This is a genomic window from Undibacterium paludis (assembly GCF_022568815.1).
Taxonomy (GTDB): Bacteria; Pseudomonadota; Gammaproteobacteria; order Burkholderiales; family Burkholderiaceae_D; genus Undibacterium.
In genome coordinates this window covers 50603-77173 of record NZ_JAKZHX010000009.1, presented here as the reverse complement: position 1 = coordinate 77173, position 26571 = coordinate 50603, and the positions used below count along the sequence as shown (strand labels likewise).

General features: G+C 50.9%; 22 protein-coding genes and 1 tRNA gene. 16 read left to right on the top strand and 7 right to left on the bottom strand.

Annotated features, from left to right (window positions below):
• Positions 1 to 33: 33 nt before the first annotated feature.
• From infB to LZ463_RS16075, 11 genes are all read left to right on the top strand, one after another.
• Positions 34 to 2889, top strand: coding sequence for a translation initiation factor IF-2 (infB, locus tag LZ463_RS16125; protein ID WP_241456846.1), 2856 nt, complete (start codon positions 34 to 36; stop codon positions 2887 to 2889).
• 57 nt (positions 2890 to 2946) lie between these two features.
• The gene (rbfA, locus tag LZ463_RS16120; protein WP_241456845.1) at positions 2947 to 3336 is read left to right on the top strand and encodes a 30S ribosome-binding factor RbfA; all 390 of its coding nucleotides are present in this window, start codon (positions 2947 to 2949) and stop codon (positions 3334 to 3336) included.
• Positions 3337 to 3394: 58 nt separating this feature from the next.
• Positions 3395 to 4327: a tRNA pseudouridine(55) synthase TruB gene (gene truB / locus LZ463_RS16115; protein ID WP_241456844.1), complete on the top strand. Its 933-nt coding sequence runs from the start codon at positions 3395 to 3397 to the stop codon at positions 4325 to 4327.
• Between the two features lie 111 nt (positions 4328 to 4438).
• The gene (typA, locus tag LZ463_RS16110) at positions 4439 to 6277 is read left to right on the top strand and encodes a translational GTPase TypA (protein WP_241456843.1); all 1839 of its coding nucleotides are present in this window, start codon (positions 4439 to 4441) and stop codon (positions 6275 to 6277) included.
• Positions 6278 to 6401: 124 nt separating this feature from the next.
• Complete coding sequence (locus LZ463_RS16105; RefSeq protein WP_241456842.1) at positions 6402 to 7271, top strand: DMT family transporter; 870 nt, start codon at positions 6402 to 6404, stop codon at positions 7269 to 7271.
• Between the two features lie 103 nt (positions 7272 to 7374).
• Positions 7375 to 8739: a prephenate-dependent tRNA uridine(34) hydroxylase TrhP gene (gene trhP, locus LZ463_RS16100; RefSeq protein WP_241456841.1), complete on the top strand. Its 1365-nt coding sequence runs from the start codon at positions 7375 to 7377 to the stop codon at positions 8737 to 8739.
• A 180-nt stretch (positions 8740 to 8919) separates the two neighbouring features.
• Positions 8920 to 9651 (top strand): amidohydrolase family protein, encoded by a 732-nt coding sequence (locus LZ463_RS16095; protein WP_241456840.1) that lies wholly within the window; start codon positions 8920 to 8922, stop codon positions 9649 to 9651.
• Between the two features lie 99 nt (positions 9652 to 9750).
• On the top strand, positions 9751 to 9987 hold the full coding sequence (locus LZ463_RS16090) for a DUF1294 domain-containing protein (protein WP_241456839.1): 237 nt from the start codon (positions 9751 to 9753) through the stop codon (positions 9985 to 9987).
• Positions 9988 to 10061: 74 nt separating this feature from the next.
• The gene (locus LZ463_RS16085; protein WP_241457054.1) at positions 10062 to 10493 is read left to right on the top strand and encodes a GNAT family N-acetyltransferase; all 432 of its coding nucleotides are present in this window, start codon (positions 10062 to 10064) and stop codon (positions 10491 to 10493) included.
• A 67-nt stretch (positions 10494 to 10560) separates the two neighbouring features.
• On the top strand, positions 10561 to 10944 hold the full coding sequence (locus LZ463_RS16080; protein ID WP_241456838.1) for a cupin domain-containing protein: 384 nt from the start codon (positions 10561 to 10563) through the stop codon (positions 10942 to 10944).
• A 370-nt stretch (positions 10945 to 11314) separates the two neighbouring features.
• Complete coding sequence (locus tag LZ463_RS16075) at positions 11315 to 12676, top strand: hypothetical protein (protein WP_241456837.1); 1362 nt, start codon at positions 11315 to 11317, stop codon at positions 12674 to 12676.
• Between the two features lie 195 nt (positions 12677 to 12871).
• On the opposite strand, the gene LZ463_RS16070 is transcribed toward LZ463_RS16075, so the two are convergent.
• The 5 genes from LZ463_RS16070 to LZ463_RS16050 all read right to left on the bottom strand — a co-directional run bounded on the left by LZ463_RS16070 (position 12872) and on the right by LZ463_RS16050 (position 17983).
• Positions 12872 to 12947, bottom strand: a tRNA-His gene (locus LZ463_RS16070).
• Positions 12948 to 13093: 146 nt separating this feature from the next.
• Positions 13094 to 13639, bottom strand: coding sequence for a hypothetical protein (locus LZ463_RS16065; protein ID WP_241456836.1), 546 nt, complete (start codon positions 13637 to 13639; stop codon positions 13094 to 13096).
• Positions 13640 to 13858: 219 nt separating this feature from the next.
• Positions 13859 to 14902 (bottom strand): tRNA dihydrouridine(20/20a) synthase DusA, encoded by a 1044-nt coding sequence (dusA, locus tag LZ463_RS16060; protein WP_347176275.1) that lies wholly within the window; start codon positions 14900 to 14902, stop codon positions 13859 to 13861.
• 146 nt (positions 14903 to 15048) lie between these two features.
• The gene (locus LZ463_RS16055; RefSeq protein ID WP_241456835.1) at positions 15049 to 15792 is read right to left on the bottom strand and encodes a tetratricopeptide repeat protein; all 744 of its coding nucleotides are present in this window, start codon (positions 15790 to 15792) and stop codon (positions 15049 to 15051) included.
• Between the two features lie 76 nt (positions 15793 to 15868).
• Complete coding sequence (locus LZ463_RS16050) at positions 15869 to 17983, bottom strand: bifunctional 2',3'-cyclic-nucleotide 2'-phosphodiesterase/3'-nucleotidase (RefSeq protein ID WP_241456834.1); 2115 nt, start codon at positions 17981 to 17983, stop codon at positions 15869 to 15871.
• A gap of 418 nt (positions 17984 to 18401) precedes the next feature.
• Here LZ463_RS16050 and LZ463_RS16045 point away from each other — a divergent pair, with 418 nt between their 5' ends.
• The gene (locus LZ463_RS16045) at positions 18402 to 19367 is read left to right on the top strand and encodes a patatin-like phospholipase family protein (protein WP_241456833.1); all 966 of its coding nucleotides are present in this window, start codon (positions 18402 to 18404) and stop codon (positions 19365 to 19367) included.
• A 116-nt stretch (positions 19368 to 19483) separates the two neighbouring features.
• Here LZ463_RS16045 and LZ463_RS16040 read toward each other — a convergent pair whose 3' ends face one another.
• Complete coding sequence (locus LZ463_RS16040) at positions 19484 to 19963, bottom strand: C40 family peptidase (RefSeq protein WP_241457052.1); 480 nt, start codon at positions 19961 to 19963, stop codon at positions 19484 to 19486.
• Positions 19964 to 20274: 311 nt separating this feature from the next.
• Here LZ463_RS16040 and LZ463_RS16035 point away from each other — a divergent pair, with 311 nt between their 5' ends.
• The 4 genes from LZ463_RS16035 to greA all read left to right on the top strand — a co-directional run bounded on the left by LZ463_RS16035 (position 20275) and on the right by greA (position 25975).
• Positions 20275 to 20679, top strand: a complete 405-nt coding sequence (locus LZ463_RS16035) for a GlcG/HbpS family heme-binding protein (protein WP_241456832.1) — start codon at positions 20275 to 20277, stop codon at positions 20677 to 20679.
• Positions 20680 to 20992: 313 nt separating this feature from the next.
• Complete coding sequence (gene carA / locus LZ463_RS16030) at positions 20993 to 22147, top strand: glutamine-hydrolyzing carbamoyl-phosphate synthase small subunit (protein WP_241457051.1); 1155 nt, start codon at positions 20993 to 20995, stop codon at positions 22145 to 22147.
• A 3-nt stretch (positions 22148 to 22150) separates the two neighbouring features.
• Entirely contained in the window at positions 22151 to 25369 is a 3219-nt protein-coding gene (gene carB / locus LZ463_RS16025) for a carbamoyl-phosphate synthase large subunit (protein WP_241456831.1), read from the top strand.
• A gap of 129 nt (positions 25370 to 25498) precedes the next feature.
• Positions 25499 to 25975, top strand: coding sequence for a transcription elongation factor GreA (gene greA, locus LZ463_RS16020; RefSeq protein WP_241456830.1), 477 nt, complete (start codon positions 25499 to 25501; stop codon positions 25973 to 25975).
• A gap of 110 nt (positions 25976 to 26085) precedes the next feature.
• Here greA and LZ463_RS16015 read toward each other — a convergent pair whose 3' ends face one another.
• Positions 26086 to 26556, bottom strand: a complete 471-nt coding sequence (locus LZ463_RS16015) for a YhbY family RNA-binding protein (protein WP_241456829.1) — start codon at positions 26554 to 26556, stop codon at positions 26086 to 26088.
• Between the last annotated feature and the right edge of the window lie 15 nt (positions 26557 to 26571).

Genomic DNA, 26571 nt, shown 5'->3' with positions numbered 1-26571 from the left:
TCTCATAACGCGCACATAGAAAAAGAGGACTGAATGGCGAGTAACAATGTAGCCCAATTTGCAACCGAGCTAAAGATGTCAGCAGATTTGCTGCTCACGCAATTGCGTGCGGCGGGCGTCAGTAAGAGCTCAACGTCAGATTCGCTGACAAAGGAAGACAAAGATAAATTGCTGGAACATCTGCGTCGTTCCCATGGCGTTTCTGCGGACACTGAAAAGAAGAAAATCACCTTGACTCGCAAGGAAACAACCGAGATCAAGCAAGCCGATGCGACTGGGAAGTCTCGTACCATTCAGGTTGAAGTGCGCAAGAAACGCACTTTCGTCAAGCGTGATGACGCCCCCGTTGATGATGCGCCAGTCGCTGCGGCCGTTCCTGTCGTTGATGCTGCTGAGCAGGCACGTCGTGATGAAGAAGCGCGCCAGGAAGCTGAATTGATCGCACGTCAGGAAGCTGAATTGCTGGAGAAGCAGGAGCGTCTGGCCAAGCTTGAAGCGGAAAAAGAAGCGCAGGCTCAGGCCATGCGCGAAGCTGAATTGGCTGAAGCTGCCAAGGCTGAGGCTGAAAGGCTGAAAGCCGAGCAGGCTGCTGCGGCGAAAGTGGTTGATGTTGCTGATGTTAAACCTTCCCAGTCTGACGAAGATAGAAAACGTCATGACGCAGAAGAGACAAAGAAAAAAGCTGCTGCCGATGCAAAAGAGGCGGCAGAACGTGCGGCCGCTACTGAGAAAGCAAGAAAAGCAGTTGCCGACGAAGTAGCCCAGATCAAAGAAATGATGAACGCTGCGCGTCGTCCGGCCAAGGCTGCTGAGCCTGCTCCGGCGGCTGCACCCAAGGTTGCCGAAGGTACTCTGCACAAGCCTGCGGATAAAAAAGCGGCTGAGAAAAAGCCAGGCGCACCTGCAGATAAAAAAGACGAGAAAAAACCGGCCGTTGGCGACAAGAAGGCAATCAAATCTGCCAATGTGTCTTCAACCTGGCAGGAGGATGCTGCCAAGAAGCGTGGTGGTGGCCTGAAGACGCGTGGTGATACCTCTGGCGGCCGTGATGGCTGGAAGGGTGGGCCTAAAGGTCGTCGTAATTCGCATCATGACGAGCGCGAAAGCAATTTCCAGGCACCGGTTGAAGCCATCGTCAAAGACGTGTTTGTGCCGGAAACCCTGACGGTTGCAGAGTTGGCGCACAAGATGTCGGTGAAGGCTTCTGAAGTCATCAAGCATTTGATGAAGCTGGGGCAGATGTGTACGATCAATCAGGTGCTGGATCAAGAAACAGCAATGATCCTGGTTGAAGAAATGGGTCACAAGGCTTTCGCGGCAAAACTCGATGATCCGGAAGCCATGCTGACGGATGCTGCTGAACATGCTGAATATGAGGCATTCCCGCGTGCGCCGGTAGTGACTGTCATGGGTCACGTTGACCATGGTAAAACTTCTCTCCTTGATTACATCCGCCGGGCCAAAGTGGCATCTGGCGAAGCTGGTGGCATTACCCAGCATATCGGTGCCTATCACGTAGAAACACCGCGCGGCATGATCACCTTCCTGGATACGCCAGGTCACGAAGCGTTTACTGCGATGCGTGCCCGTGGCGCCAAGGCGACTGATATCGTTATCCTGGTCGTGGCAGCTGATGACGGCGTGATGCCGCAAACCAAAGAAGCGATTTCGCATGCGAAAGCAGCGGGCGTTCCGCTGGTTGTTGCCATCAACAAGATTGATAAGCCAGCTGCGAACTCCGACCGTGTAACGCAAGAGTTGATCGCTGAAAGTGTGGTCCCTGAAGAATATGGTGGGGATTCTCCGTTTGTGCCTGTTTCCGCCAAAACGGGGCAGGGTATAGATTCGCTGCTCGAAAACGTATTGCTGCAGGCTGAGGTGCTGGAATTGAAAGCGCCGATCGAGGCGCCTGCCAAAGGTCTGGTCGTGGAAGCGCGTCTGGATAAGGGTCGCGGTACTGTTGCCACTATTCTGGTGCAGTCTGGTACCTTGAAGCGTGGTGACGTGGTTCTGGCCGGTTCTTCTTACGGTCGTGTTCGTGCGATGCTGGACGAAAACGGTGCGAATATCTCCGAGGCTGGCCCTTCCATCCCGGTAGAAATTCAGGGCTTGACAGAAGTGCCGTCAGCTGGCGAAGAAGTCATGGTGATGGCTGATGAGCGCAAAGCGCGTGAAATCGCCTTGTTCCGTCAAGGTAAATTCCGCGACGTCAAGCTGGCGAAACAGCAAGCTGCCAAGCTCGAAAACATGTTTGAAAACATGGGTGAAGGCGAAGTCAAGAACCTGCCTATCATCGTCAAGACCGACGTGCAAGGTTCGCAGGAAGCATTGGTGCAGTCCTTGGTCAAATTGTCGACCAGCGAAGTGCGTGTACAGGTCGTACATGCAGCAGTTGGTGGTATTTCTGAATCCGACGTCAACCTGGCGGTGGCCTCCAAGGCAGTCATCATCGGCTTTAATACCCGTGCCGATGCGTCTGCCCGCAAACTGGCAGAGTCGAACGGCGTTGATATTCGCTATTACAACATCATTTACGACGCGGTAGATGAAGTGAAGGCAGCCCTGTCTGGTATGTTGGCCCCAGAGAAGCGCGAACAGATCATTGGTATGGTCGAAATTCGCCAGGTCTTCGTGGTCAGCAAGGTTGGTGCGATTGCCGGCTGTCTGGTAGTCGATGGTATGGTCAAACGTACTTCCTCCGTTCGTTTGCTGCGTAACAACGTGGTCACCTGGACAGGTGAGCTCGATTCCCTCAAGCGTTACAAGGACGATGCCAAAGAAGTCAAGGCTGGCCTGGAATGCGGTCTTTCATTGAAAGGCTACAACGACATTCAAGTTGGTGATCAGCTTGAAATATTTGAAGTACAAGAGATAGCACGTACTCTGTAATTCAAGATAACCCCGGACTAGTTCCGGGGTTGTGCTTTATGGCATTATTAAGAATTTATGGCAAAACATAGTAAAAATATCCCAGGTCGCGGTTTGCGTGTTGCAGATCAGATTCAAAAAGACCTTGCGGAAATCATCTGGTCTGAACTGAAAGACCCGCGCGTAGGCATGGTCACACTGACAGAAGTGCAGTTGACTCCTGACTACGCACATGCAAAAGTGTATTTCACGACACTGGCTGATGATCCTGCTGCAATCAAGGGTACACTTGAAGGCTTGTCCAAGGCTGCAGGCTTCTTGCGCAATCAACTCGGTCTGCGCTTGCGCATACATACTTTGCCACAGTTGCACTTCGTCCACGATACCTCAACCATTCGTGGCATGGCCATGTCCAGGTTGATTGATGAAGCGAATGCGACTCGCGCCAAAGATGACGGCGAAGACTGATAGTCTACAAAGCTGATCGATGTAAATTGAACGCGCGGGTAGCTAGCCCGCCCAAACCATGACGACTCCACAAGTGAAAAGAAAACGTGTGCCGGTACACGGCGTATTGCTATTGGATAAGCCGGTTGGCTTTTCCAGCAATGATGCGCTGATCAAGTCCAAGCGTTTGCTCAATGCCATGAAGGCGGGGCATACCGGTACGCTGGACCCGTTTGCCACGGGTTTGCTGCCATTATGCTTTGGCGAAGCAACCAAGTTTTCGCAAGACCTGCTGGAGGCTGACAAGACCTATACCACGGTGGTCCATCTGGGTGTCACCACTGAGACGGGCGATACCGAAGGAGCTGTGCTGGAGCAAAAAGCGGTCAGTGTCAGCCTTGATCGGATCAGGCAGGTATTGCAGCAATTCACCGGCCCCATACAGCAAGTGCCGCCCATGTATTCTGCCCTCAAGCGTGACGGCAAGCCTCTTTACGAATATGCCCGTGCCGGTGTTACGCTGGAGCGTGAGGCACGTAATGTGGTGATTCATGAGCTGGAGCTGCTGTCCTATGAGGCGCCTTTCCTGAGCTTGAGGGTGAAGTGTAGCAAGGGAACCTATGTTCGCGTGCTTGGTGAGGATATAGGCGCCTCCCTCGGTTGTGGTGCACATTTGAAAGAATTGCGCCGCATAGGTGTGGGACATCTGGTGCTGGAAAAGTCGATTACTCTTGAAAACCTGGAAACATTATCGGAGGACGAGCGTCTGGCCTTGCTGGCTCCTGTTGATGCACTTTTGTCCAGTTTTGCGCCAGTTTACCTCAATGATGAGTTGTCACGCCGCTTCTTGCATGGGCAGCGTCTGGCCCTGCAGAATGAAAAAATGTCTTTACCCGTTGAAATTGGCAGGGTTCGCGTCTATCGTGAATCAGATGCGCGGTTGCTGGGTTCTGCCCAATTGCAGGAATTTGGCATACTCGCACCTGAGCGCCTGATTGCCACTGAACTTTAATAATGTCATCGCTCTGTAGCAACTCCTTGAAATAATAGGAGTTTTTCTGCTTTTGCGTTGCAACATGCTATAATCTCAGGTTATCCGATTTACCCCAATAAGAACGCTATCATGTCCATTTCAAAACGCGCTATTCGTAACATCGCCATCATCGCCCACGTTGACCACGGCAAAACCACGCTGGTTGACCAATTATTGCGTCAATCCGGCACTTTCCGTGACAACCAGCAGGTTGATTCCCGTGTGATGGATTCCAACGATATCGAAAAAGAGCGTGGCATTACCATTCTGTCCAAAAACTGTGCTGTCGAGTACAAAGGCACGCATATCAACATCGTTGATACCCCAGGCCATGCTGACTTCGGCGGCGAAGTCGAGCGCGTCCTGTCCATGGTTGACAGCGTTCTGTTGTTGGTGGATGCGCAAGAAGGTCCTATGCCACAAACACGTTTTGTGACACGTAAGGCGCTGGCTCTGGGTTTGAAACCTATTGTTGTCGTCAACAAGATTGACCGTGAAAACGCTGACCCGCAAAAAGCAGTTAACGCGACGTTTGAACTGTTCGACAAGCTCGGTGCAACTGACGAACAACTGGATTTTCCTATTGTTTATGCATCTGGTTTCAAAGGCTATGCCGGTCTGGAAGATACCGTGCGCGACGGCAATATGGAGCCTTTGTTCGACGCCATCCTGCAGCACGTTCCTGCACGTGAAGATGACCCGAATGGTCCGCTGCAATTGCAAATTACTTCCCTCGAATATTCTTCTTACGTTGGCAAAATCGGCGTTGGCCGTATCCTGCGTGGCCGAGTAAAAGGCTTGCAGGACGTGGTCTGGATGAATGGCCCTGATGACAAGCCAACCAAGGCGCGTATCAATCAGGTATTGACTTTCAAGGGGCTGGATCGTGTCGTCGTTGAAGAAGCGCTGGCTGGCGATATCGTGCTGATCAATGGTATTGAAGAAATTGGTATCGGCTCCACCATCTGCGCGCCAGATACGCCGGAAGCCTTGCCGATGCTGAAGATCGACGAGCCTACCCTGACGATGAACTTCATGGTCAATAGCTCTCCACTGGCGGGCCGTGAGGGCAAGTTCGTGACGACACGTCAAATCCGTGACCGTCTTGAGCGTGAATTGAAGTCCAACATGGCTCTGCGTGTTGTGCAGGCTGAAGGTGATGATTCCACCTATGAAGTGTCTGGTCGTGGTGAATTGCATCTGACCATCCTGATCGAAAACATGCGCCGTGAGGGTTTCGAGCTGGCAGTGTCACGTCCACGCGTGGTCTTCAAAATGGTGGATGGTGTACGCCATGAGCCATACGAAAACCTGACAGTTGATGTGGAAGAAGCCAACCAGGGTGGCGTGATGGAAGAACTCGGTCGTCGTCGTGGCGATTTGCAAAACATGGAACCGGACGGCAAAGGCCGTGTGCGTCTCGAATACCGTATCCCGGCACGTGGCTTGATCGGCTTCCAGGGCGAATTCATGACCCTGACGCGCGGCACAGGCTTGATGAGCCATGTGTTTGATGACTATGCGCCAGTGGACAATTCCAAAGGTGAAATGGCTGGTCGTCGCAATGGCGTGCTGATTTCACAAGAAGATGGCGCTGCCGTTGCTTACGCCATCTGGAAACTGCAAGACCGCGGCCGCATGTTCGTCAGCCACAACGACCCGGTGTATGAAGGCATGATCATCGGTATCCACTCGCGTGATAATGATCTGGTTGTCAATCCTGTCAAAGGCAAGCAACTGACTAACGTTCGCGCTTCCGGTACGGATGAGGCTGTACGTCTGGTGCCGCCAGTTCAATTGTCGCTTGAGTATGCTGTTGAGTTCATTGAAGATGACGAACTGGTTGAAGTGACACCTAAGAGTATTCGCCTGCGCAAACGCTTCCTGAAAGAACATGAGCGTAAAAAGGCTTCCCGCGAAGCAGCGTAATCCCCGCTGAACACTGGTCGTGACGATTTCATCGCTCAGGCCAGGCTTGCGAACAACCCGTTTCGCTCTCGCCGCAAGGCTGGAGTCAAACGGGTTTTTTATTTGGATCATCATGATAGAGAAAATGAGTCACCGTCGCGCGGTGATTGCCATGATTTGTGCTGCCACCTTGTGGAGTATTGCTGGTGTGTTCACCCGGCACCTGGAGGCGGCTCGTGGTTTTGAGGTCACCTTCTGGCGCAGTTTTTTTGCAGCGGTGTTTATTGCCGGCGTCATGATCAGGCAATACAAATGGGCTTTCGTTCCGCGTTTGCGGCTGCTTGGCAAGATAGGGGTTTTGTCTGGTTGCATGTGGGCTACCATGTATAGCTGCTTCATGATTGCACTGACCATGACGACTGTGGCCAACACCTCCATTATGGAAAGCTTGTCACCCCTGTTTACTGCCTTGTTGGCCTGGCTGGTATTGCACCAGCGCATCCCTGCGCGTACCTGGTGGGCAATTGTTGCTGCCTGTATAGGGATGGCCTGGATGTTTGTCGGTAGTATTTCTGAAGTTGATCAGCGTGGCCTGATGGGTATGTTGATTGCTTTTGGCATACCTTTGGCAGCCTCGGCAAATGTCATTATCCTCAAAAAGGGCGGTCATGCCGTTGACCTGGTGCCTGCCGTGTTTTTGGGTGGCACTATTTCTGCAGTAGCGATGCTGCCATTTGCCTGGCCTTTTCATGCATCCCTGCATGATATAGCCATCCTGGCGATACTTGGTTTTTTCCAGCTGGGCCTGCCCTGCATGCTGATGGTCAGGGCATCGAATAGCCTGACTGCGCCAGAGATTGCCTTGCTATCCTTGCTGGAAGTCTTGCTGGCCCCGATCTGGGCCTGGTTGGGTGCGGGGGAAGTGCCTGCTGCTGCCAGTATATATGGAGGGATAGTAGTGCTGGTTGCCCTGGTATTCAATGAGCTGACAGCCATGCGTAGTGATGAGGCATGAGTAGGTCAGTTTGATGTAGATCAAATAATGGCCGGGTAAATTTTACCTGGCTACCGGATTGGCACTAGAATCGCGAACATTTTTCTTTTCGGATTTTCTTGCCATGCTCAAAGCCCCAGAACTTCTTTTGCCCGCCGGTTCGCTGGAAAAAATGCATGCCGCCTTCGACTTCGGGGCGGATGCCGTCTATGCCGGCCAGCCCCGCTATAGTCTGCGTGCTCGCAATAATGAATTTTCTACTCTCGATGTCTTGCAGCAAGGCATAGATGGCGCACATGCTCGCGGCAAATTATTTTTTGTCGCCAGCAACATCTTCCCACATAACAGCAAGCTCAAAACCTATATCCGCGATATGGAGCCGGTCATCAATATGAAGCCGGATGCCCTCATCATGGCTGACCCTGGCCTGATCATGATGGTGCGTGAAAAATGGCCGGAAGTGCCGGTACATCTATCGGTACAGGCCAACGCTGTCAACTGGGCTGATGTGAAGTTCTGGAAGAAGATGGGCCTGACCCGTGTCATCCTGTCACGTGAACTGTCACTTGATGAGATAGAAGAGATCCGTCAGCAATGCCCGGATATGGAGCTGGAAGTCTTTGTTCATGGCGCCTTGTGCATCGCGTATTCAGGTCGCTGCCTGCTATCGGGATATTTCAATCATCGTGACCCTAATCAGGGGACCTGTACCAATTCCTGTCGCTGGGATTACAAGGTCGAAAATGCTGTGGAGAACGAAACAGGTGATCTGGCGCGCATACCGGTGGAAAGCATCAAGTTCAATTACCAGCAGGCGCTGGAAGAGGCCAATCAGTCCTTTTCAGCCATGGGTGACATGCCTCGCCACCCACTGGCTGACCGGCCCTATCTGATAGAAGAGAGTGGCAAGCCCGGCCAGTTCATGCCCATACTGGAAGATGAACATGGTACCTATATCATGAACTCCAAAGACTTGCGGGCAGTCGAGCATGTTGCGCGCCTGGCTAAAATAGGTGTTGACTCTCTGAAGGTGGAAGGTCGTACCAAGTCCTTGTATTATGTGGCGCGTACCGCCCAGGCTTATCGTCGCGCCATCGATGATGCAGTCGCAGGCCGGCCGTTTGATACTGATTTGCTGGGACAGTTGAACGGCTTGGCGAACCGCGGTTACACCGATGGTTTTTACCAGCGCCATCACACTCAGGACCACCAGAATTACATGGAAGGCGTCTCGCAGGCGCACCGCAGTCAATATGTGGGGCAGGTCTTGCAGGTAAAAGATGGCTGGGCAGAAGTCGAGGTCAAAAACCGGTTTGCCGTCGGCGACGAGATAGAAATCATTTCACCGCAGGGAAATGAAATTATCAAGCTGGCAGATATGCGCAATCTCGACAATCAGGCGATGAACATGGTGAGCGGGGCGGGGCATAAGGTGCACATCCCGCTGGACGCAAAATACGAAAAGGCTTTGCTGGCAAGAATGCTGTGAGGCTTGGGTAGCTGATGTGCTAAAAGTGCTAAGCTGTTGAAAACAGTTCTCATTGATATTTGCCCGTTTGGAGGTCTTTCAATGAATGCCCGTTTTTGTGCTTGCCTGCTCCTTGCTTCTCTGCTCCTGTTGACCTGCTTTGTAAGGGCGGCAGAGCCCTTGCCAATTTTTGATGCGCACATGCACTACAACCTCGAGGCAAGGGCAACCTGGTCACCGCAACAAGTCATTGCCCTGTGGCGTCATGTGGGCATCAAGGCGGTCCTGGCAACCAGCCGGCCGAATGAGGGGACGCTGGACCTGATGGCGCAAAAAGCGCCGGATATCAAGATTGTTCCTTTCTTACGCCCTTACCGGGTCCAGCCAGATCGCCATGACTGGTTTGTCAATCCCGAGGTAGAAGTCTTTGTGGGCAAAGAGTTGCGGCGGGGCATTTATCGCGGCATAGGTGAATTTCATATTTTCGGCAAAGATGCCGATGCGCCCTATATGATCAAAATTGCCCGCCTGGCCAGGGCCAAGGACCTGTATTTGCATGCCCATTCCGATGAAGATGCGATAGAGCGCATCTTGCATCACGCGCCTGGCGTGAAGCTGATCTGGGCGCACACCGGTATGAGTACTTCGCTGGACAAAGTGGAGGCCATGTTTGCACTATATCCGAATCTGGTCGGTGAGCTTTCTTATCGTGGTGATCTTGAGCAAGACGGTAAATTGCATCCGCAATGGAAGCGCCTGTTCCTGCGTTACCCCGATCGCTTTGTTGTTGGCACTGATACCTGGGTCACCCAACGTTGGGATGAGGTTGGGCAGCTAATCGCTTTTTACAGGCGCATGCTGAGTGAGTTGCCTGCAGACGTTGCTGAACGTATCGCCTATAAGAATGGTTTTGCCATGTTCGGCTTGCAATAGTGCGCGCTTTATACTTGCTGCCTGGTTATACTGTGGCGCATGAATTCTCTTTATCAAGATATATCAGCATTGGTCTGCCTTGTTTTGTTGTTTGCCGTGATGAGCATGATCACCCTGATCATGTACGGCCTGGACAAGGCTGCCGCTCGCAAGAAAACAGGCAGAATCTCTGAGCGTAGCCTGTTGCTATGTGGCCTGGCCTGTGGTTGGCCCGGCGCTATTCTTGCGCAGCAGATGTTTCGTCACAAGACGCGCAAACCAGGTTTTCGCCTGCGGTTTTTTGCCACGATTATTCTCAATGTTGCCATGCTGGTAGCTTTTTTCGCTGTCATATAAACAAAATTTATTATTGGTATAATGCTATCTGCATGTTTGAATATCATGCCTGCTTATTCTGATGCGAGGTGGCAATGAAGGATTTGGTCTGGGTGACGGAGCAAGAAAGTGTCGATTGGCAAGCGCTTTCCGACCTGTACAAAGTGGCGCCTCTTGGTGATAAGCCAGCGGAAAACCTGCGAATTGTTTTTTCCAACAGCATGTATAAATGCTTCGTCTATGCGGGCGACAAGTTGATTGGGGCAGGGCGTGCCCTGGCAGATGGTCTTGATTGTTCCTATATCTGTGATATAGCCGTTCATCCCGACTTTCAGGGTATCAAGCTGGGCAAGGCCATTGTTGATCGTCTGGTGGATTTATCCAAGGGGCATAAGAAAATTATTTTGTATGCCAATCCTGGTAAAGAAGGTTTCTATCAAAGGCTGGGCTTTCACCCCATGAAGACCGCCATGGCCATTTTTGCCGATCATGAGCGCGCTGTTTCCTCGGGTATTCTTGCCCGGTAAGTTACGTTGCCGTGTTGCAGATAATTGATTTGAAGTGTGTAAACTCGTCACCAAAATGAGGTTGCAAATGAAGCTTGAAGTTGAAAAAAATTATGTGGCACTTGCTGCCGATGGCACGTCCAGAGTCGTAGCTGGTGGTGAACAATTCTGGAGTTTGCCCGAGACAGAAATCGAAGCCTTTGGCCGGGATTTGCTGATCAGTGAATTTGTCAGTGAAGGCGATTGGCCTAGTTGGGAAATGCATCCAAAGGGAGATGAGTTCGTCTACCTTGTCTCTGGTGCAGCAGATTTTTTGATCGAGCTTGATAATGAAGTGCAGCGTATCCCTCTGGAAGTGGGGCAGGCGGTGCTTGTGCCAAGAGGGTGTTGGCATACTGCCAGGGTATTCGAAACCAGCCGCATGCTATTTATTACAAGGGGGGAAGGGACGCAGCACAGGGCCGTCACATAGGCTTCATTGGTGGTCCGCGTTTAGCATGAGTAGAGACGCTGACGCGGCACAACTACAAGTTGTTGTTTGACGCTGGCACATTCGTGACCAGATTCTTTTACGAGAGATCACCGGGTGATCTGGTATCTCTCGCAGCATTGTTTTGCATTATCCGAACGACTCCATCTATGCGCTGAAGTTGCGGGCCCGACTTGTGCAGGGGTGGGCGGCAGGCATTGCGTCGATCAATTGCGGGTGGCAAAAACAAAAGAAATGTTGATACTTATTAATGTATAGTTGTAATGGCAATATTGCCCAAAAGCTATCGGGTTTTATTGCTCATTTTTGCACGAGTCCATACTGTCAACCATTATCACGAACAGGGTAAAGCATGAAAAAATTTATTTTAAGTTTTGCAAGTTTAATTTTCTGTGTTTCGTCAGCGCAAGCGGATACCAACTCACCTGCGGACAATCGAGTCTTTGACTGGAGATTTTACCTCTACAGCAATCCGGATTTGATTCAGGCTGGATTGACCACTGAATTTCAGGCCCTGCAGCATTGGTCGAACAATGGCATCTATGAAGGCAGGCAAGCTCACCCCGCGTTTCACACACGGCAATATCTGGATAAATACGCAGACCTGAAGGCCGCGTTTGGGCTTGATTATTCGAAAGCCGTATCTCATTTTTTGCAGTATGGATATGCTGAGGGGCGTATCGGCTATTTTGAGGCAGGTGCGTCAAATCAGAATAATTATCTGGATAAATACCAGCGTATCACTATTTCCAACAAGACGACGGGGCAATGGGCGAATCCAGTTTATGTCAGCATGTCTGGCAAATTCGCCGGTGCAATCGATAGCATCTATTGGGGTGGCAAGGAATTCATCAATTCCCACGATCATGGGCGACAAGTCCAATACGCCTGGCAATATGCGTCAGATCTTCAAAATGTCTCAAACCCCGCAGCCTGGAATTACAACTGGTCGATTTATCGCGGTGAGTGTGACAACCCAACTGAGGCAGGAGATGCTACTGATGGCGTTGGGTATTTTTCTAAATCGTATCTGAGTTCTTACTCCTTTAATGGCAACACGTTTTCTACCTCTTCCATACCTGCGTACTGGTCTACGGATAATGCCAGTTACAGTGCTCAATGCGGTGCTAAGTATACGTCAGGCTTGTCGAATGATACTTTAAATAAGAATGTATCCATCTTTTCAAATTATCCAGCCAACCTCATCAAGGTTGTGGCATCAATTTTGCCAGAAAATATTCCCAGGAAAAATGTTCCAAGCCGATATGAAGTCCCGGCTTTGTACCTCAACCCCGAATTTACTAAGTTTTTTTATTACAAAAACTCTGGTGTGCAGCAAATTCCAGCTGTTCGCGACCCTCTTTGCAGTAGTCCGATAGGTAATGCCCAATGGGCGTTTGGCGAGGGCTGTGAAGCGCTGAGTGAATATGATGGCCCGATAATTGCGACGGACTCAGCCAATCATTACATAGGGGCGATTGTTGTAAAAAACAGCCCAAACCAATATAAGGCAATAACTTATGCCTTTTATCAATTCATCACTGAGAATAACAAGCCGGGCAGTGATCCTACTACGAGAACCACCAAGATAGGTCCCGTCGTTTACACCAACAGCGGGACGGCGCGTCTCGACGTCACAACCTACATTGCTGTCGGCAGCAGTTTTGACGCTGTCAGAAACACATTGATTCAGGCGCAGACATCCAGGCCATAAGCGAATTTGGGGTGTTGGGATGCATTGGCAATGCCGAAGTTGGTAACGATTGCGGAATACCCAAATTAATTGCTGAAGGTCATCAGTCTGAAAAAGAAAAAACCCGCTTGTTGGCGGGTTTTTTTTCTGCTACTGGGGAATTTAAAAAAACAAAATTATCCACAGAAGTTAAGTAATTGAATTACTTAAGAATTTTGGGGTGGACGATGGGGCTCGAACCCACGACAACAGGAATCACAATCCTGGACTCTACCAACTGAGCTACGACCACCACTGCTTTTCTCATGCGCTTTGCAGTGCAAGAGAGCTACGCATTATAAGAGAAATTTGGCTTGCTGGCAATAGCATTCTTCGATGGCAGGTATTTCACTTGCTCGTTTTGACTATGGGCAGGTTGAAATAGCTAATGTGCATGCGCTAGAACTTACCCTCACCACCCATGCTGCCACGTTGTTTGCCCATGCCACCTTTGCGTCTGCCTGTATCGCCGCCATTGTCTGCTGGTCTGACTCTTGCGGATTCTGGTGAGGCTCTCAAAGTCGATGCCAGGAATGTTTGCAGGGACGAGCGCTGCCTGTCGTCAAGCGCGTCATTGAGCGTGAAAAACAGTTCGCGCATCTGGCGGTTTTCCTGGCTGCTTAATTGTTCTTCCTGGTCCAGTTGTGGATTGATATCACGCAATTCCAGGGCTTTTTGTTCCAGGCGTACATCGAGTTCTGCCTGTAGGCGTTCGCGGCGCACCTCGCGTTGATGTTGTATGGACTGTAGCTTGTTTTCAGTCTGCTGCCACAAAACCTGCTGGTTGGCATTCAGGTTAAGTTCTTTTTTCAAATCCGTGGCTTTTGCCATGAACAGATCAAACCGCAGGTCTATCATCGTTGCAGCTTGTGATTGTGTTGTCAGTAGTGGCGAGAAAGCCAGACAACTGACCAGCATGATTTTGTTCAGGGTGGAAATGCGCATGATGATTCCAGGAAAACAGGAGCGGAAATAAAAAAGCCTACGCGATTATATCTAAAGGCGTAGGCAATCTCACTGAGGTAGTGAGTTGAAGGAGCATGCAATGAAACATGAATAATATATTCCTTCAAGTCAACAATCCCATGATGTATTACAAATTATTACGAATATGGCAATCCAATTTACAAATTGACTTATACATGTCTACGCAGCCTATGCGCATCAAGCAGATACCGCTTGCTCTTCACGTGACCTGTCATAGGCGGTAATGCTTTGCATATGTTTTGCGGCTTCCAGCAAAATCTCTGGATTGCCGCCAGCCAGTTTCTTGCTATCTGATAATATCTGGCGAAAGGCACGTGCGCCAACCAGTCCCATCATCAATCCCAGCATATGGCGCACCACGGTGTTCAAACGCAAGCCTTTACCTTCATTGCCATATAGATGCAATTGCTGGCGGATGTAGGGGATCATGCATTCCAGGATTTCCTGGCGGGTTTTCACCGGCCTGTTGTCCCCAAAAAAATGCTGGTCGAAACTGGCCATGAAATAGGGGTTGTGATATGCCTCACGCCCTATCATGACGCCATCAACATGCTGCAGATGGGCATCCATTTCTTCCAGGGTCTTGATGCCGCCATTGATGATGATTTCCAGTTGCGGGAATTCACGTTTCAATCTATAGGCGTAGTCATATTTCAAGGGAGGGATTTCGCGATTCTCTCTTGGCGACAATCCTTTCAGGATGGCAGTACGGGCATGCACGATAAAAGTCTTGCAACCGGCGTCAGCGATGGTACCCACAAAATCGCGCATGAAATCATAAGAATCGACATCATTGATGCCTATGCGGTGTTTGACCGTTACGTCGATTGAGGTGACGTCTTTCATGGCTTTGACGCAATCAGCGACTAATTGCGGTTCTGCCATCAGACAGGCGCCAAAAGCACCTTTTTGTACGCGTTCAGAAGGGCAGCCGCAGTTCAGGTTGATTTCGTCGTAACCCCATTCCGTCCCCAGTTTGGCGGCGTGGGCCAGTTCGGCCGTGTCACTGCCTCCCAGTTGCAGGGCGACCGGATGTTCATCGGGATTGAATTCCAGGTGGCGCTGCAGGTCACCATGCAACAGCGAGCCGGTGGTCACCATTTCCGTGTACAGCCAGGTATTGCGGGTGATGTGCCGGTGGAATTGGCGGCAATGTCTGTCGGTCCAGTCCAGCATGGGGGCGACCGAGACGCGGCGTGGGGGGAGTGCTTTGGTATTCACAATAAAACAGGACAGCGATTCACAATCCGTTATTGTACCTTGCTATGACCGGTTCGCCTGTGTCCTGATGCTATCGGTCGGCAAGATGGATTGTTTGACTGCTAATGTATATTGTTAATGTTGCCATTCCGTGGCAGCTATCGCAATTATTGATACCTGTTCCAGCGCATCAGGCGTTCGTCCGATGCTTCCTTGATCAGGTGTCGTGCTTTTACTGCGTCTTTCTCTACATGCTGGCTGCCGGTTTCCAGCTCCATGGCCAGCGCCTGGATGGCGACCGGGTATTCCAGTTCTGCCGATTCTTCCAGCCATTTTCTGGCCAGGGCAGGGTTTTTGTCTGTGCCTTCACCGGCAGCATAGGCATTCGACAGCAGGAACATGGCCTGGGCGTTGCCCTGCTCACTGGCAGTTTTCAGCCATCTTACTGATGTGGCTAAATCCTGGGATGTGCCCTGTCCATACTTGCTCATGCGTGCCAGCATGAAACTGGCCCGGCCTTCCTTGTTGTTTGCAGCTATTTCATACCAGTTGTACGCTTGCTGATAATCAGATTTCAGGCCCCAGCGCCCCTTGTAATAGGCTTCTGCCAGCTGGAACTGGGCTTCGGTATCGCCGCCTTTCGCGGCCTTTTCCAACCAGGTCCGGGTTTGTGTATGTGTCTCAGGTTTTGTGGCATAGGCAAAAGCCAGCTCTCTTTGTGCTACCGGGTAGCCCGCTGTTGCCCACTTTTGCAGAGCTAACAGGGCTGTCGGGTGCTGGGCATGTACGGCTTGTATGCCCGCAGATTCTATTTCTGCCATGGTTGGCACTGGCGTTGGCGCCGGTGCTCGTGCGCAGGCGAGCAGGCTGATGCAGGTGGTGGCAATAATGCTTCTGGTTTTGCTGGACATTTCTTTTTCTTGATGGGGCAGTGCACTCCTGCCTGGTGAGCGGCAGGAGTGCAGACTGTGGATCAATCGTTTTTGCTTATTTGCTCAGGTCAATCGCATATTTGGCATAGCCGCTGGCGTCGAGTGCGCCTTCGGATTTGACGCGTGACAAACCCAGTGCCTGGGCAACAGCCATCTTACCCGGGGCTGAGCGCAAAATGACCGGGCCCTTGGCATCAACCTTGACAAAACTCCAGCTCTGGCCAGATCCGTTTGCTGCACTGGTAATCTTGCCCTGTTTTTTTACATAGTTGCTGACGACTGCCTGGTTGGCATCCGGTGATTTGATGATGGTTTTGCTGCCATCTATGCCGGGGAAGTTGCCACCGCCACCGGCGCGATAGTCATTCGTTGCAACGATGAAGTCATCGGTATCGGCAATCGCCTTGCCTGCATATGTCAGGTTGACAATGCGTTTGCCGGCAGGCTGGGTTACGTCGATCTGGTATTTGAGTGCATTGTTTTCTGCGTAGAAAACATCGTAGTTATAGATGGTTGAATACGATGGCACCAGGTCCTGCTCTGTCGTCAATGTCGGGTCGATTTTGGCGAACTGGTTAGCCGCTGTTTCCAGCCAGTTTTTCAGGTCAGAGCCCTTGATTTTGACGGCCTGCAGATTGTTGTTGCCGTACAGGTAAAGGTCGCCGGGGTTGCGCACTTGCAGGCCGACTGGTGATGCTGCTGTGGCAGTCGGGGCAACGTCGGTGAAGTCAGTCGGGCCATTGCGACCGGCCTTGAATGGCGCGCTGCAAGAAATCACGGGAATGGACTTGTAGCTGGCCAGGGTGGCATCTGTTGAGCTGGCGATAAAGCTTTTCACATAGTCGATTTGCGCCTGGTTGACGATCTGTATGGCAGAAACGTCGCCAACCAGGGCAAAGTAGGCAGACATTTCAAAGTCTGTGGTGGTGCCCAATGCCTGTGTTGCATAGCTGATGGTTGCCTTGTGCTCTGTGTCGACCAAGGGGGCGATGGAGGCATCAGCGTCAACGATGGTCGTGCCATCCTTGTATTTGAAGCCGCGTGCTTCCACATTGGTCAGGTCTTTTTGTACTACCCATTTGCCGCCCTGGTATTTCAATGTCATTTGTATGATGCCCAGGCGACGCCCCCAGCTTTGCGCCATGACTGCAGGCACACCATTGACCAGTCCTTTGGTTGTATCAACCTGCGCTGCCGGCAAGGCCGCCAACGAGGCGTCAATGGCTGGCCCGCCAGCTTCTTTTGCCTTGGGGAAAATTAAATGCGCATGGCCCAGCATCAGGGCGTCAATGCCGGTTGAGGTCAGATGCAGGCTACCGTTTTCCATCTTGGGGCTATATGGGGATGCATCAAGGCCTCCGTGTGACAGAGCGACAACCAGGTCGGCTCCTTTGCTGCGCAACTCCGGCACATATTTGTTGGCAGATTCTTGCAATCCATTGACGACTACTTTACCTGCCAGGGATTTTTGATCCCAGTCCATGATTTGCGGTGGCACAAAACCCATGATGCCGACATTGAGCTTAACGCTCATGGTGCTGCCGTCAGGCTTGGTTGCCGTGAATTGTTTGGGGATAATGGAGGTTGGATTGAAGATGGGTTTCTGGCTGCTGGCGCCAACCACATTCGACAAAACCAATGGGAAATTGGGGGCGCCGCAGTTGCCAGTCTTGCTGACATCAGGCAAGCCGAAATCTGTATTGGTAATCTGGCTCAGGAAGTTCAGGCCGTAGTTGAATTCATGGTTGCCCATGCCGGCACCATCATATTTGAGCGCATTCATGACTTTGTAGACTGCCAGGGTGCCACTGCATGTCACGGGGGAGGCAATTGCCTGGTAGTCACCAAGCAAGGTGCCCTGGATGACGTCGCCGTCATCAAGCAAGACATTGTTGGGGTTTTCTGCGCGGGCGGCGCTGATCAGGGCTGCGGTTCTTTCCAGGCCAAGGCTGGTGTCTGCCTTCAAACCATAGTAGTCATAGCTGAGTATATTTTGATGAATATCAGTTGTTTCCAGCAGGGCAATTTTGAGCGTCGTGCCTTCAGGCACGGCATTGGGGTCTGTAACCGGGATCACACTGGTATTGGGGGTGACTGTCGCCGGGTCACTGCTGCCGCAGCCTGAAAGAGCAAGAGCTGCGATGGATGGCAGCAAGAGAAATTTCTTCATAAAATCTTTCTAAAGAATCATCAGTGATAATTGAGCGATTTGCAGCGTTGTTGCGCGATGCTTTTTGCCAGGGTCTCGTCGGCGCAGGCACGACAAGTGCGCGATTATCAGTATGAATTATTTCCTTGGCATGACATATGAGTAATGGAATAGTGTGCATCACGAAGTTATGATGTTGATGCTGCTGCAATTATGTTCAGTTTTTCATGTTTCTTATTTAAGTTTTCAATGAGTTTTGTTATGGATGGGGAATTGGCTGGCCTGAATTTGGCAATTAATTAATTTCTTTGGCTGTTTTTGGTGCCTGCCAGGGTTTTGGAAATATAATCTCGCACCTGTTTTGCAAACTGCCTTTCGATGCATTGAGCGCGATGGTAATTGCCCGATTTGTACTTTTCATCTTTTCAAAAAAATCCTCATGTCGCTTTTTCAATTTATACATCATGCCCCTTCGCAAAGACGGAGGGCAGTTCGCCTGCTGGCGAATATGTTGCTGCTGGCGGGTCTGGGTGCGGGCCTGAGTGCTTGTAATACCGTGCCGCAGCAAGCTGCGCCTGCTGTGGTGCCGGCAAATCCTGTGGCGAAGACTTTGAAGCCGGTACGCATAGGTCTGGCCCTGGGCGGTGGTGCGGCACGCGGTTTTGCCCATATTGGTGTCATCAAGGCCCTGGAATCACAGGGTATTTCGCCTGATGTTGTTGTTGGCACCAGTGCCGGCAGTGTTGTTGGCGCCATGTATGCTGCCGGGAACAATGGTTTTGCCCTGCAAAAAATGGCCCTGGAAATGGATGAGGCAACCATTTCGGACTGGTCGCTGCCTTTGTTTTCCAAGTCCAGCGGCGTGTTGAAGGGGGATGCACTGCAAACCTACGTCAACCGGCTGGTGGCGCAGGCACCGATAGAAAAACTGCGCAAGCCATTTGGTGCCGTGGCGACCGATCTGGCGACCGGTCATCCTGTGCTGTTCCAGCGCGGTAATACTGGTGCGGCAGTACGTGCATCTTCTGCTGTGCCGGGTGTATTCCAGCCAGTGAAAATCAATGATCGCCTGTATGTTGACGGTGGTCTGGTATCGCCGGTGCCGGTACGCTTTGCGCGGGACATGGGGGCAGACATCGTGATTGCCGTCAATATATCATCCCCGCCTGAGCCAACAGTCAATAATGCGACGCTTGATATTTTGCTGCAAACGGTTGCCATCATGGGGCAGAGCATCAATCAGTTTGAATTGAAGCAGGCTGAGATTGTGATACGTCCGGAATTGCCCGGCATGAAGGGTAATGACTTTGCGGGTAGAAACCTGGCCATATTGGCTGGTGAAAAGGCTGCGATGGCCATGATGCCTGAAATCAAGCAAAAGATTAAGGCAATGCAGGAGCGTTGATATGACGATAATGCCAAGTTGGTTGTGCGACTTGGCATCAATATGGCTTTGAAGGCAGGGCTTTGCTCTGCCTTATTTTTATCCGTGGATTATTCTTGGGGGGGCTTGTCGCTAACTTACTTGGCTTCGTCGTCGTTGATACGGCGGGCGCCATTGAAACGTTTTTTCCAGTAATCGATGTTCATGCTCTCAACCCTGACTTGGCCACCGGCAGAAGGGGAGTGGATGAATTTATTATCACCCAGATAAATGCCTACATGGGAAAAGCCGCGTTTGAGTGTGTTATAGAAAACCAGGTCGCCTGGTTGCAAATCTTTCTGATCCACGTGTTCGCCGATTTTGCTGATTTCTGCAGAAGTGCGGGGCAGGTTGGCGCCAATCACATCTTTAAATACATAGCGGACAAAGCCGCTGCAGTCCAGGCCGTTTTCCGGACTATTGCCGCCACGTTTGTAACGTATGCCCATCAAATCCATGGCCTTGACGGTCAGGTCGGATGCGCGCTGTTTGATCTCTTGTAATTTTGTATAGGCAGTGGAGGACTCAGGGAAGGGATTGTCTGCACTCCAGGCGGGACTATATGCTGCACTGAGCATGATTGTTGAGATAAGCACTAATTTGGCTTTCCTTGATAGTCTGGAAACGTTTATTAGCATCTTGGCACCTGGTTGGAAAAACCGCTCAACTTTAAGCGAACTCTTAAAAAATGTAAACCATTCACGGTATTTCCTTTCTGAAACAAATTGTTGCAGTGGATGCAAAAGAAGGCTGGGTGAATAACGCCAAGGTTGTCAGAGATGGGTTTGGAATACCTCTGGAATGGCTGTTTAATTGTTAAAACTGTTTGTATACCTAAGTGCAATTGCTTGGCGTACAATCCGCTGACTTTATTTGAGAGGTAATAATCATGCAGACAAAACCAGTAATGACACTTGATGATGTAAAAAAGATTGCGGCGGCGGCAGAGGCTGAAGCCAAGGCAAATAACTGGCCGGTTGTCATTGCCATTGTTGATGATGGTGGTCATTTGATGTGGTTGCAGCGTCTTGATGGTGTAGCGCCGATATCTGCACAGATTGCTCCGGCCAAGGCGACAACGGCCGCGCTGGGCAAGCGCGAATCAAAAATTTATGAAGACATCATCAATAATGGCCGTTACTCTTTCCTGAGTGCTCCCCTGGAAGGCATGCTGGAAGGTGGCGTGCCTATTATCGTTGAGGGGCAATGTGTTGGTGCGGTTGGCGTCTCGGGCGTTAAATCGTCTGAAGATGCACAAATTGCCAAGGCCGGTATTGCTGCACTGGGCCTGTAATCCAGTTTGGCTGGCACATTCTTTTTGCGGGATTGCGTCGGAGACAATTTCAGGGAATTAGTTGGCGAACGCTCGTGCACTATTGAGTTTGCAAGCAATTTCACGGCCCATCAGGCATTCCGCATTTGCCTGATGGGCCGTTTCGCGCTATAATTCGAGGGTTTAACTAATCCGAAATCTCGCCGTAGCGCCTACCCAAATTCACATCGCTCCATCATCTTTCCAGGCTGCGCGGCAATTCTGCTCGGCCAGGGAAACGACAGCTTGGGGCGTCGCAGCGGCGGTAACAATACAGGAGTTGCCCTTGCTGCCCATTCCGCAGTCCCTTCTTCGTTCCGGCCAGGACACCGCTATACTTGCTCTTGCCGATGGAAGCATTTTCACTGGATATTCGATTGGCGCTGCCGGTCATACCATAGGTGAAGTTGTCTTCAATACCTCAATGACCGGTTATCAGGAAATCTTGACTGACCCCAGTTATAGTTCCCAGATCGTTACACTGACGTATCCGCATATTGGTAACACCGGCGTCAATGCCGAAGACGTAGAGTCTGACAAAATCCATGCAGCCGGTTTGATCATCAAAGACCTGCCCTTGCTGGTATCGAATTTCCGCTCTGAACAATCCCTCTCTGATTACCTCAAATCCCAAAACATCGTTGCTATTGCCGGTATTGATACCCGCAAACTGACGCGCATCTTGCGTGAAAAAGGCGCGCAGGGTGGTGCGATACTGGTGGGTGCGGATGCTGAAAAAGCGATTGCTCTGGCCAAGTCTTTTCCTGGCCTGTCTGGCATGGATCTGGCAAAGATTGTTTCTGTCAAACAGGCTTACAACTGGACAGAAGCTGAGTGGGTGCTGGGCCAGGGTTATGGCCAGTTGCAAGACCCAAAATTCCATGTTGTCGCTTTTGACTTTGGTGTCAAGCGCAATATCTTGCGCATGCTGGCAGAGCGCGGCTGCAAGGTCACGGTATTGCCCGCGCAATCCAGCGCAGCTGATGTGCTGGCGCTGAATCCTGACGGCGTGTTTTTATCGAATGGCCCTGGCGATCCTGAGCCTTGCGATTACGCGATTGCTGCCGCTAAAGAGTTGATAGAGAAGGGCATTCCTACCTTTGGTATCTGCCTGGGTCATCAGATCATGGCGCTGGCATCTGGTGCCAAGACCCTCAAGATGAAGTTTGGCCACCATGGTGCCAATCATCCTGTGCAGGATCTGGATACCAAACAGGTATTGATCACTTCCCAAAATCACGGTTTTGCAGTGGATGCTGCAACTTTGCCAGCCAACTGCCGCGTTACCCACGTGTCTTTGTTCGACGGCTCGCTGCAAGGCTTTGCGCGTACAGACAAACCGGCTTTCTGCTTCCAGGGTCACCCTGAAGCCTCACCAGGTCCGCATGATATTGCCTACCTGTTCGACCGCTTCACTGCAATGATGACCAAGGCAAAGACAGGAGAATAATAAATGCCAAAACGTAATGATATAAAAAGTATTCTGATTATCGGTGCAGGCCCCATCATCATTGGCCAGGCTTGTGAATTCGACTATTCCGGCGCGCAGGCCTGCAAGGCCTTGCGTGAAGAAGGTTACCGCGTGATCCTGGTTAACAGCAATCCGGCAACCATCATGACCGACCCGGAAATGGCCGATGTTACCTACATCGAACCTATCACCTGGCAAGTTGTCGAGCGCATTATCGATAAAGAAAAGCCAGACGCGATCCTGCCGACCATGGGTGGCCAGACTGCGCTGAATTGCGCACTCGACTTGCACCGTAATGGCGTGCTGACCAAATACAATTGCGAACTGATCGGCGCTTCACCAGAAGCCATCGACAAGGCGGAAGACCGTTTGAAATTCAAGAACGCCATGACCAAGATCGGTCTGGGTTCTGCGCGTTCTGGCGTTGCGCACTCCATGGATGAAGCCTGGGCTGTGCAAAAGGATGTTGGCTTCCCGGTCATCATCCGTCCATCGTTCACGATGGGTGGCACAGGTGGTGGTATCGCCTACAACCCGGAAGAATTTGAGACGATTTGCAAACGCGGTCTGGAAGCGTCGCCTACCAATGAATTGCTGATTGAAGAATCGCTGATAGGCTGGAAAGAGTATGAGATGGAAGTCGTGCGCGACAAGGCAGACAATTGCATCATTGTCTGCTCCATCGAAAACCTGGACCCTATGGGTGTGCATACTGGTGATTCCATCACGGTTGCACCAGCGCAGACACTGACCGATAAAGAATACCAGATCATGCGTAATGCCTCTTTGGCAGTGCTGCGTGAAATTGGTGTGGATACTGGTGGTTCCAACGTACAGTTTTCCATCAATCCTGCTGATGGCCGCATGATCGTCATTGAGATGAATCCGCGCGTATCGCGTTCATCTGCGCTGGCATCGAAAGCGACTGGTTTTCCTATCGCAAAAATTGCTGCCAAGCTGGCAGTCGGTTTCACGCTCGATGAATTGCGCAACGAAATTACCGGCGGTGCTACACCTGCTTCTTTCGAGCCTTCGATTGATTACGTCGTCACCAAGATACCGCGCTTCGCCTTCGAGAAATTCCCGCAGGCAGATAACCGCCTGACGACACAGATGAAATCTGTCGGTGAAGTGATGGCTATCGGCCGCACCTTTCAGGAGTCTTTCCAGAAAGCCTTGCGTGGCCTGGAAGTTGGCGTCGATGGCATGAATGAGAAAACTCAGGATCGCGAGACCCTGGAAAAAGAACTGGGTGAACCAGGTCCTGACCGCATCTGGTATGTTGGTGATGCTTTTGCTCAAGGCTTCACAATGGAAGAGGTGCATCAACTGACACATATCGACCCGTGGTTCCTGGTGCAGATCAAGGATATCGTGGATGTCGAATTGTGGCTGGATGAACAGTCACTCGACAACGTTGATAAAGCCCTCATGCTGCAACTGAAGCAAAAAGGTTTCTCTGACCGTCGCCTCGCAAAACTGCTGAAAACGACCGACACTGCAATACGTGAAAAACGCCGCGCCCTGAATGTGCGTCCGGTCTATAAACGCGTTGATACTTGTGCGGGTGAATTCGCTACGAATACAGCCTATATGTATTCGACTTATGAAGAAGAGTGCGAATCCAACCCAACCGACAAGAAAAAAATCATGGTATTGGGCGGTGGCCCTAACCGTATCGGCCAAGGTATCGAGTTTGATTATTGCTGCGTACACGCGGCATTCGCAATGCGCGAAGATGGTTATGAAACCATTATGGTCAACTGCAATCCTGAAACCGTTTCTACTGATTACGATACCTCCGACCGTCTGTACTTTGAACCACTGACGCTGGAGGATGTACTCGAAATCGTTGATAAAGAAAAACCAGTTGGCGTCATCGTGCAATACGGTGGTCAGACGCCTCTGAAATTGGCGCTGGATCTCGAAGCCAACGGCGTGCCTATCGTTGGTACATCGCCAGACATGATTGATGCAGCAGAAGACCGCGAACGCTTCCAGAAAATGTTGCAAGACCTGGGCCTGCGTCAACCGCCTAACCGCACTGCACGTACTGAAGCCGATGCTTTGGCGCTGGCACAAGAAATTGGGTACCCGCTGGTAGTGCGTCCATCTTATGTATTGGGTGGCCGTGCAATGGAAATCGTGCATGAGCAACGTGATCTTGAGCGTTACATGCGTGAAGCCGTCAAGGTGTCACATGATTCTCCAGTCTTGCTGGATCGCTTCCTGAATGATGCGATTGAAGTTGACGTCGATTGCCTGTCGGATGGTGAGCGTACCTTCATCGGTGGTGTCATGGAGCATATCGAACAGGCCGGTGTTCACTCCGGTGACTCTGCATGTTCCTTGCCGCCTTACTCTCTGTCACAAGAAACCATTGCTGAACTCAAGCGCCAGACTGCTTTGATGGCAAAAGGCTTGAATGTCGTCGGCCTGATGAATGTACAGTTTGCGATTCAGCAGCAGGACGGTAAAGATGTTGTATTCGTGCTGGAAGTGAATCCACGTGCATCGCGTACTGTACCTTATGTTTCCAAGGCCACTGGCTTGCAACTAGCCAAGATTGCTGCCCGCTGCATGGTTGGTCAGTCACTCGATTCACAGGGCATAGGCAGCGAAGTCGTGCCGCCTTATTTCAGCGTCAAGGAAGCAGTATTCCCCTTCGTGAAATTCCCTGGTGTTGATACTATCCTCGGCCCTGAGATGAAATCAACCGGTGAAGTCATGGGCGTTGGCAAGACATTTGGTGAGGCTTTCGTCAAATCGCAACTGGGTGCGGGTGTAAAATTGCCTACTTCTGGCAAGGTTTTCCTCAGTATCAAGAACAGTGATAAGCCACGCGGTGTCAAGGTGGCAAAAGACCTGGTTGCTCTGGGCTTTTCCATCGTGGCGACGCGTGGTACAGCAGCAGCAATTGCAGCTGAAGGCATTCCGGTTTCTGTGGTCAATAAGGTAGTTGAAGGTCGTCCGCACGTTGTTGATATGATCAAGAACAATGAAATTGCCATGGTCATCAACACCGTTGAAGAAAAGCGCAATGCCATTACCGATTCGCGCGCAATTCGTACTTCGGCGCTGATTGCCCGTGCAACAACATTCACGACAATCGCCGGTGCAGAGGCTGCAGTGGAAGGTATGCGTCATCTCAATGAATTGCACGTTTATGATTTACAAGGCCTGCATAAAACCTTAAACTGATAGAAATAGCAGTGTCCCTGGCCCGCAAAGCCGGGGAGCTTGAATTTTGATACAGAGGTCACAAATGGCATCGGCAATGCTGGTGTTTGCTGTGGCCTCTGTATTTTTACTTTTATAAGTGTGAATGCCATGAGTACAGTACCTATCACCAAATTTGGCGCAGAATTGTTAAAACAAGAATTGCACAATTTGAAAACCAAAGAACGCCCTAACGTGATCAATGCGATTGCAGAGGCGCGCGCCCAGGGCGATTTGTCTGAAAATGCTGAATATGATGCAGCCAAAGAGCGCCAGGCCTTTGTTGAAGGGCGCATCGCTGAGCTGGAGGGGAAACTTGGGTCGGCGCAGATTATCGATCCTAGCGAACTCGATGCCGAAGGCCGTGTTGTGTTTGGTTCTACCGTACACCTGGAAGACCTGGAAACTTCACAAAAGGTCAGTTATCAGATCGTAGGAGAAGATGAGGCAGATCTGAAGTTGAGCAAAGTTTCGATTACTTCACCTATCGCTCGTGCACTGATCGGTAAATATGCAGGTGACGTGGTCGGAGTGCAGGCACCAGCAGGCATACGTGAGTATGAAGTGCTGGACGTGGCTTACGTTTAATCACTTTTTAAGATTTGCCCGGATCGCAGGCGGTGTAAACACTATTTGCAGATTGCCCGGCCGATATGGCCGGGGCAGTCACTGATCAAAGACCAGAAACAGGTAGTTTGTTACCCTAGAGATGTCTTTTTTGCACTTGTCTGGCGTGGTTTTGCGCGTTTGATATTGCCGCCTTGGGTGACGCGCTCGTTGCCTTTTACCATTACCTTGGATACTGTAGGCTTTTTGGTGCCACTTGGACTAGGTTTGACGATAGTGACTTCGCGCAGGCCTTTACCTTTTTTTACCAGTTTTGTTTCTTGCTTGCCGTCCAGTTTAGGGCGGTAAATGACCAGCAGTTTTCCGATATGCTGTATGGGGGCTGCATTCAGTTCGGCGCAGATGGTATCGTACATGCCTATGCGGGCTTCACGATCATCACCAAATACACGTACCTTGATCAGGCCATGAGAATTCAAGCCGGCATCTATCTCTTTGATCACGGCAGGAGTTAATCCGGCTTCACCGATCAATACGATAGGTTTCAGTCCATGCGCTTCAGAGCGAAGCTCGCTTCTTTCGGCGGGCGTAAGTTTTAACATAGTAATTCCTTTAAA

Bases quoted from the DNA above. Each gene is read 5' to 3' on its own strand.
- infB (WP_241456846.1), top strand. From the start codon at position 34: ATGGCGAGTAACAATGTAGCCCAATTTGCAACCGAGCTAAAGATGTCA.
- rbfA (WP_241456845.1), top strand. From the start codon at position 2,947: ATGGCAAAACATAGTAAAAATATCCCAGGTCGCGGTTTGCGTGTTGCA.
- truB (WP_241456844.1), top strand. From the start codon at position 3,395: ATGACGACTCCACAAGTGAAAAGAAAACGTGTGCCGGTACACGGCGTA.
- typA (WP_241456843.1), top strand. From the start codon at position 4,439: ATGTCCATTTCAAAACGCGCTATTCGTAACATCGCCATCATCGCCCAC.
- LZ463_RS16105 (WP_241456842.1), top strand. From the start codon at position 6,402: ATGAGTCACCGTCGCGCGGTGATTGCCATGATTTGTGCTGCCACCTTG.
- trhP (WP_241456841.1), top strand. From the start codon at position 7,375: ATGCTCAAAGCCCCAGAACTTCTTTTGCCCGCCGGTTCGCTGGAAAAA.
- LZ463_RS16095 (WP_241456840.1), top strand. From the start codon at position 8,920: ATGCACTACAACCTCGAGGCAAGGGCAACCTGGTCACCGCAACAAGTC.
- LZ463_RS16090 (WP_241456839.1), top strand. From the start codon at position 9,751: ATGAGCATGATCACCCTGATCATGTACGGCCTGGACAAGGCTGCCGCT.
- LZ463_RS16085 (WP_241457054.1), top strand. From the start codon at position 10,062: ATGAAGGATTTGGTCTGGGTGACGGAGCAAGAAAGTGTCGATTGGCAA.
- LZ463_RS16080 (WP_241456838.1), top strand. From the start codon at position 10,561: ATGAAGCTTGAAGTTGAAAAAAATTATGTGGCACTTGCTGCCGATGGC.
- LZ463_RS16075 (WP_241456837.1), top strand. From the start codon at position 11,315: ATGAAAAAATTTATTTTAAGTTTTGCAAGTTTAATTTTCTGTGTTTCG.
- LZ463_RS16065 (WP_241456836.1), bottom strand. From the start codon at position 13,639: ATGCGCATTTCCACCCTGAACAAAATCATGCTGGTCAGTTGTCTGGCT.
- LZ463_RS16055 (WP_241456835.1), bottom strand. From the start codon at position 15,792: ATGTCCAGCAAAACCAGAAGCATTATTGCCACCACCTGCATCAGCCTG.
- LZ463_RS16050 (WP_241456834.1), bottom strand. From the start codon at position 17,983: ATGAAGAAATTTCTCTTGCTGCCATCCATCGCAGCTCTTGCTCTTTCA.
- LZ463_RS16045 (WP_241456833.1), top strand. From the start codon at position 18,402: ATGTCGCTTTTTCAATTTATACATCATGCCCCTTCGCAAAGACGGAGG.
- LZ463_RS16040 (WP_241457052.1), bottom strand. From the start codon at position 19,963: ATGCTCAGTGCAGCATATAGTCCCGCCTGGAGTGCAGACAATCCCTTC.
- LZ463_RS16035 (WP_241456832.1), top strand. From the start codon at position 20,275: ATGCAGACAAAACCAGTAATGACACTTGATGATGTAAAAAAGATTGCG.
- carB (WP_241456831.1), top strand. From the start codon at position 22,151: ATGCCAAAACGTAATGATATAAAAAGTATTCTGATTATCGGTGCAGGC.
- greA (WP_241456830.1), top strand. From the start codon at position 25,499: ATGAGTACAGTACCTATCACCAAATTTGGCGCAGAATTGTTAAAACAA.
- LZ463_RS16015 (WP_241456829.1), bottom strand. From the start codon at position 26,556: ATGTTAAAACTTACGCCCGCCGAAAGAAGCGAGCTTCGCTCTGAAGCG.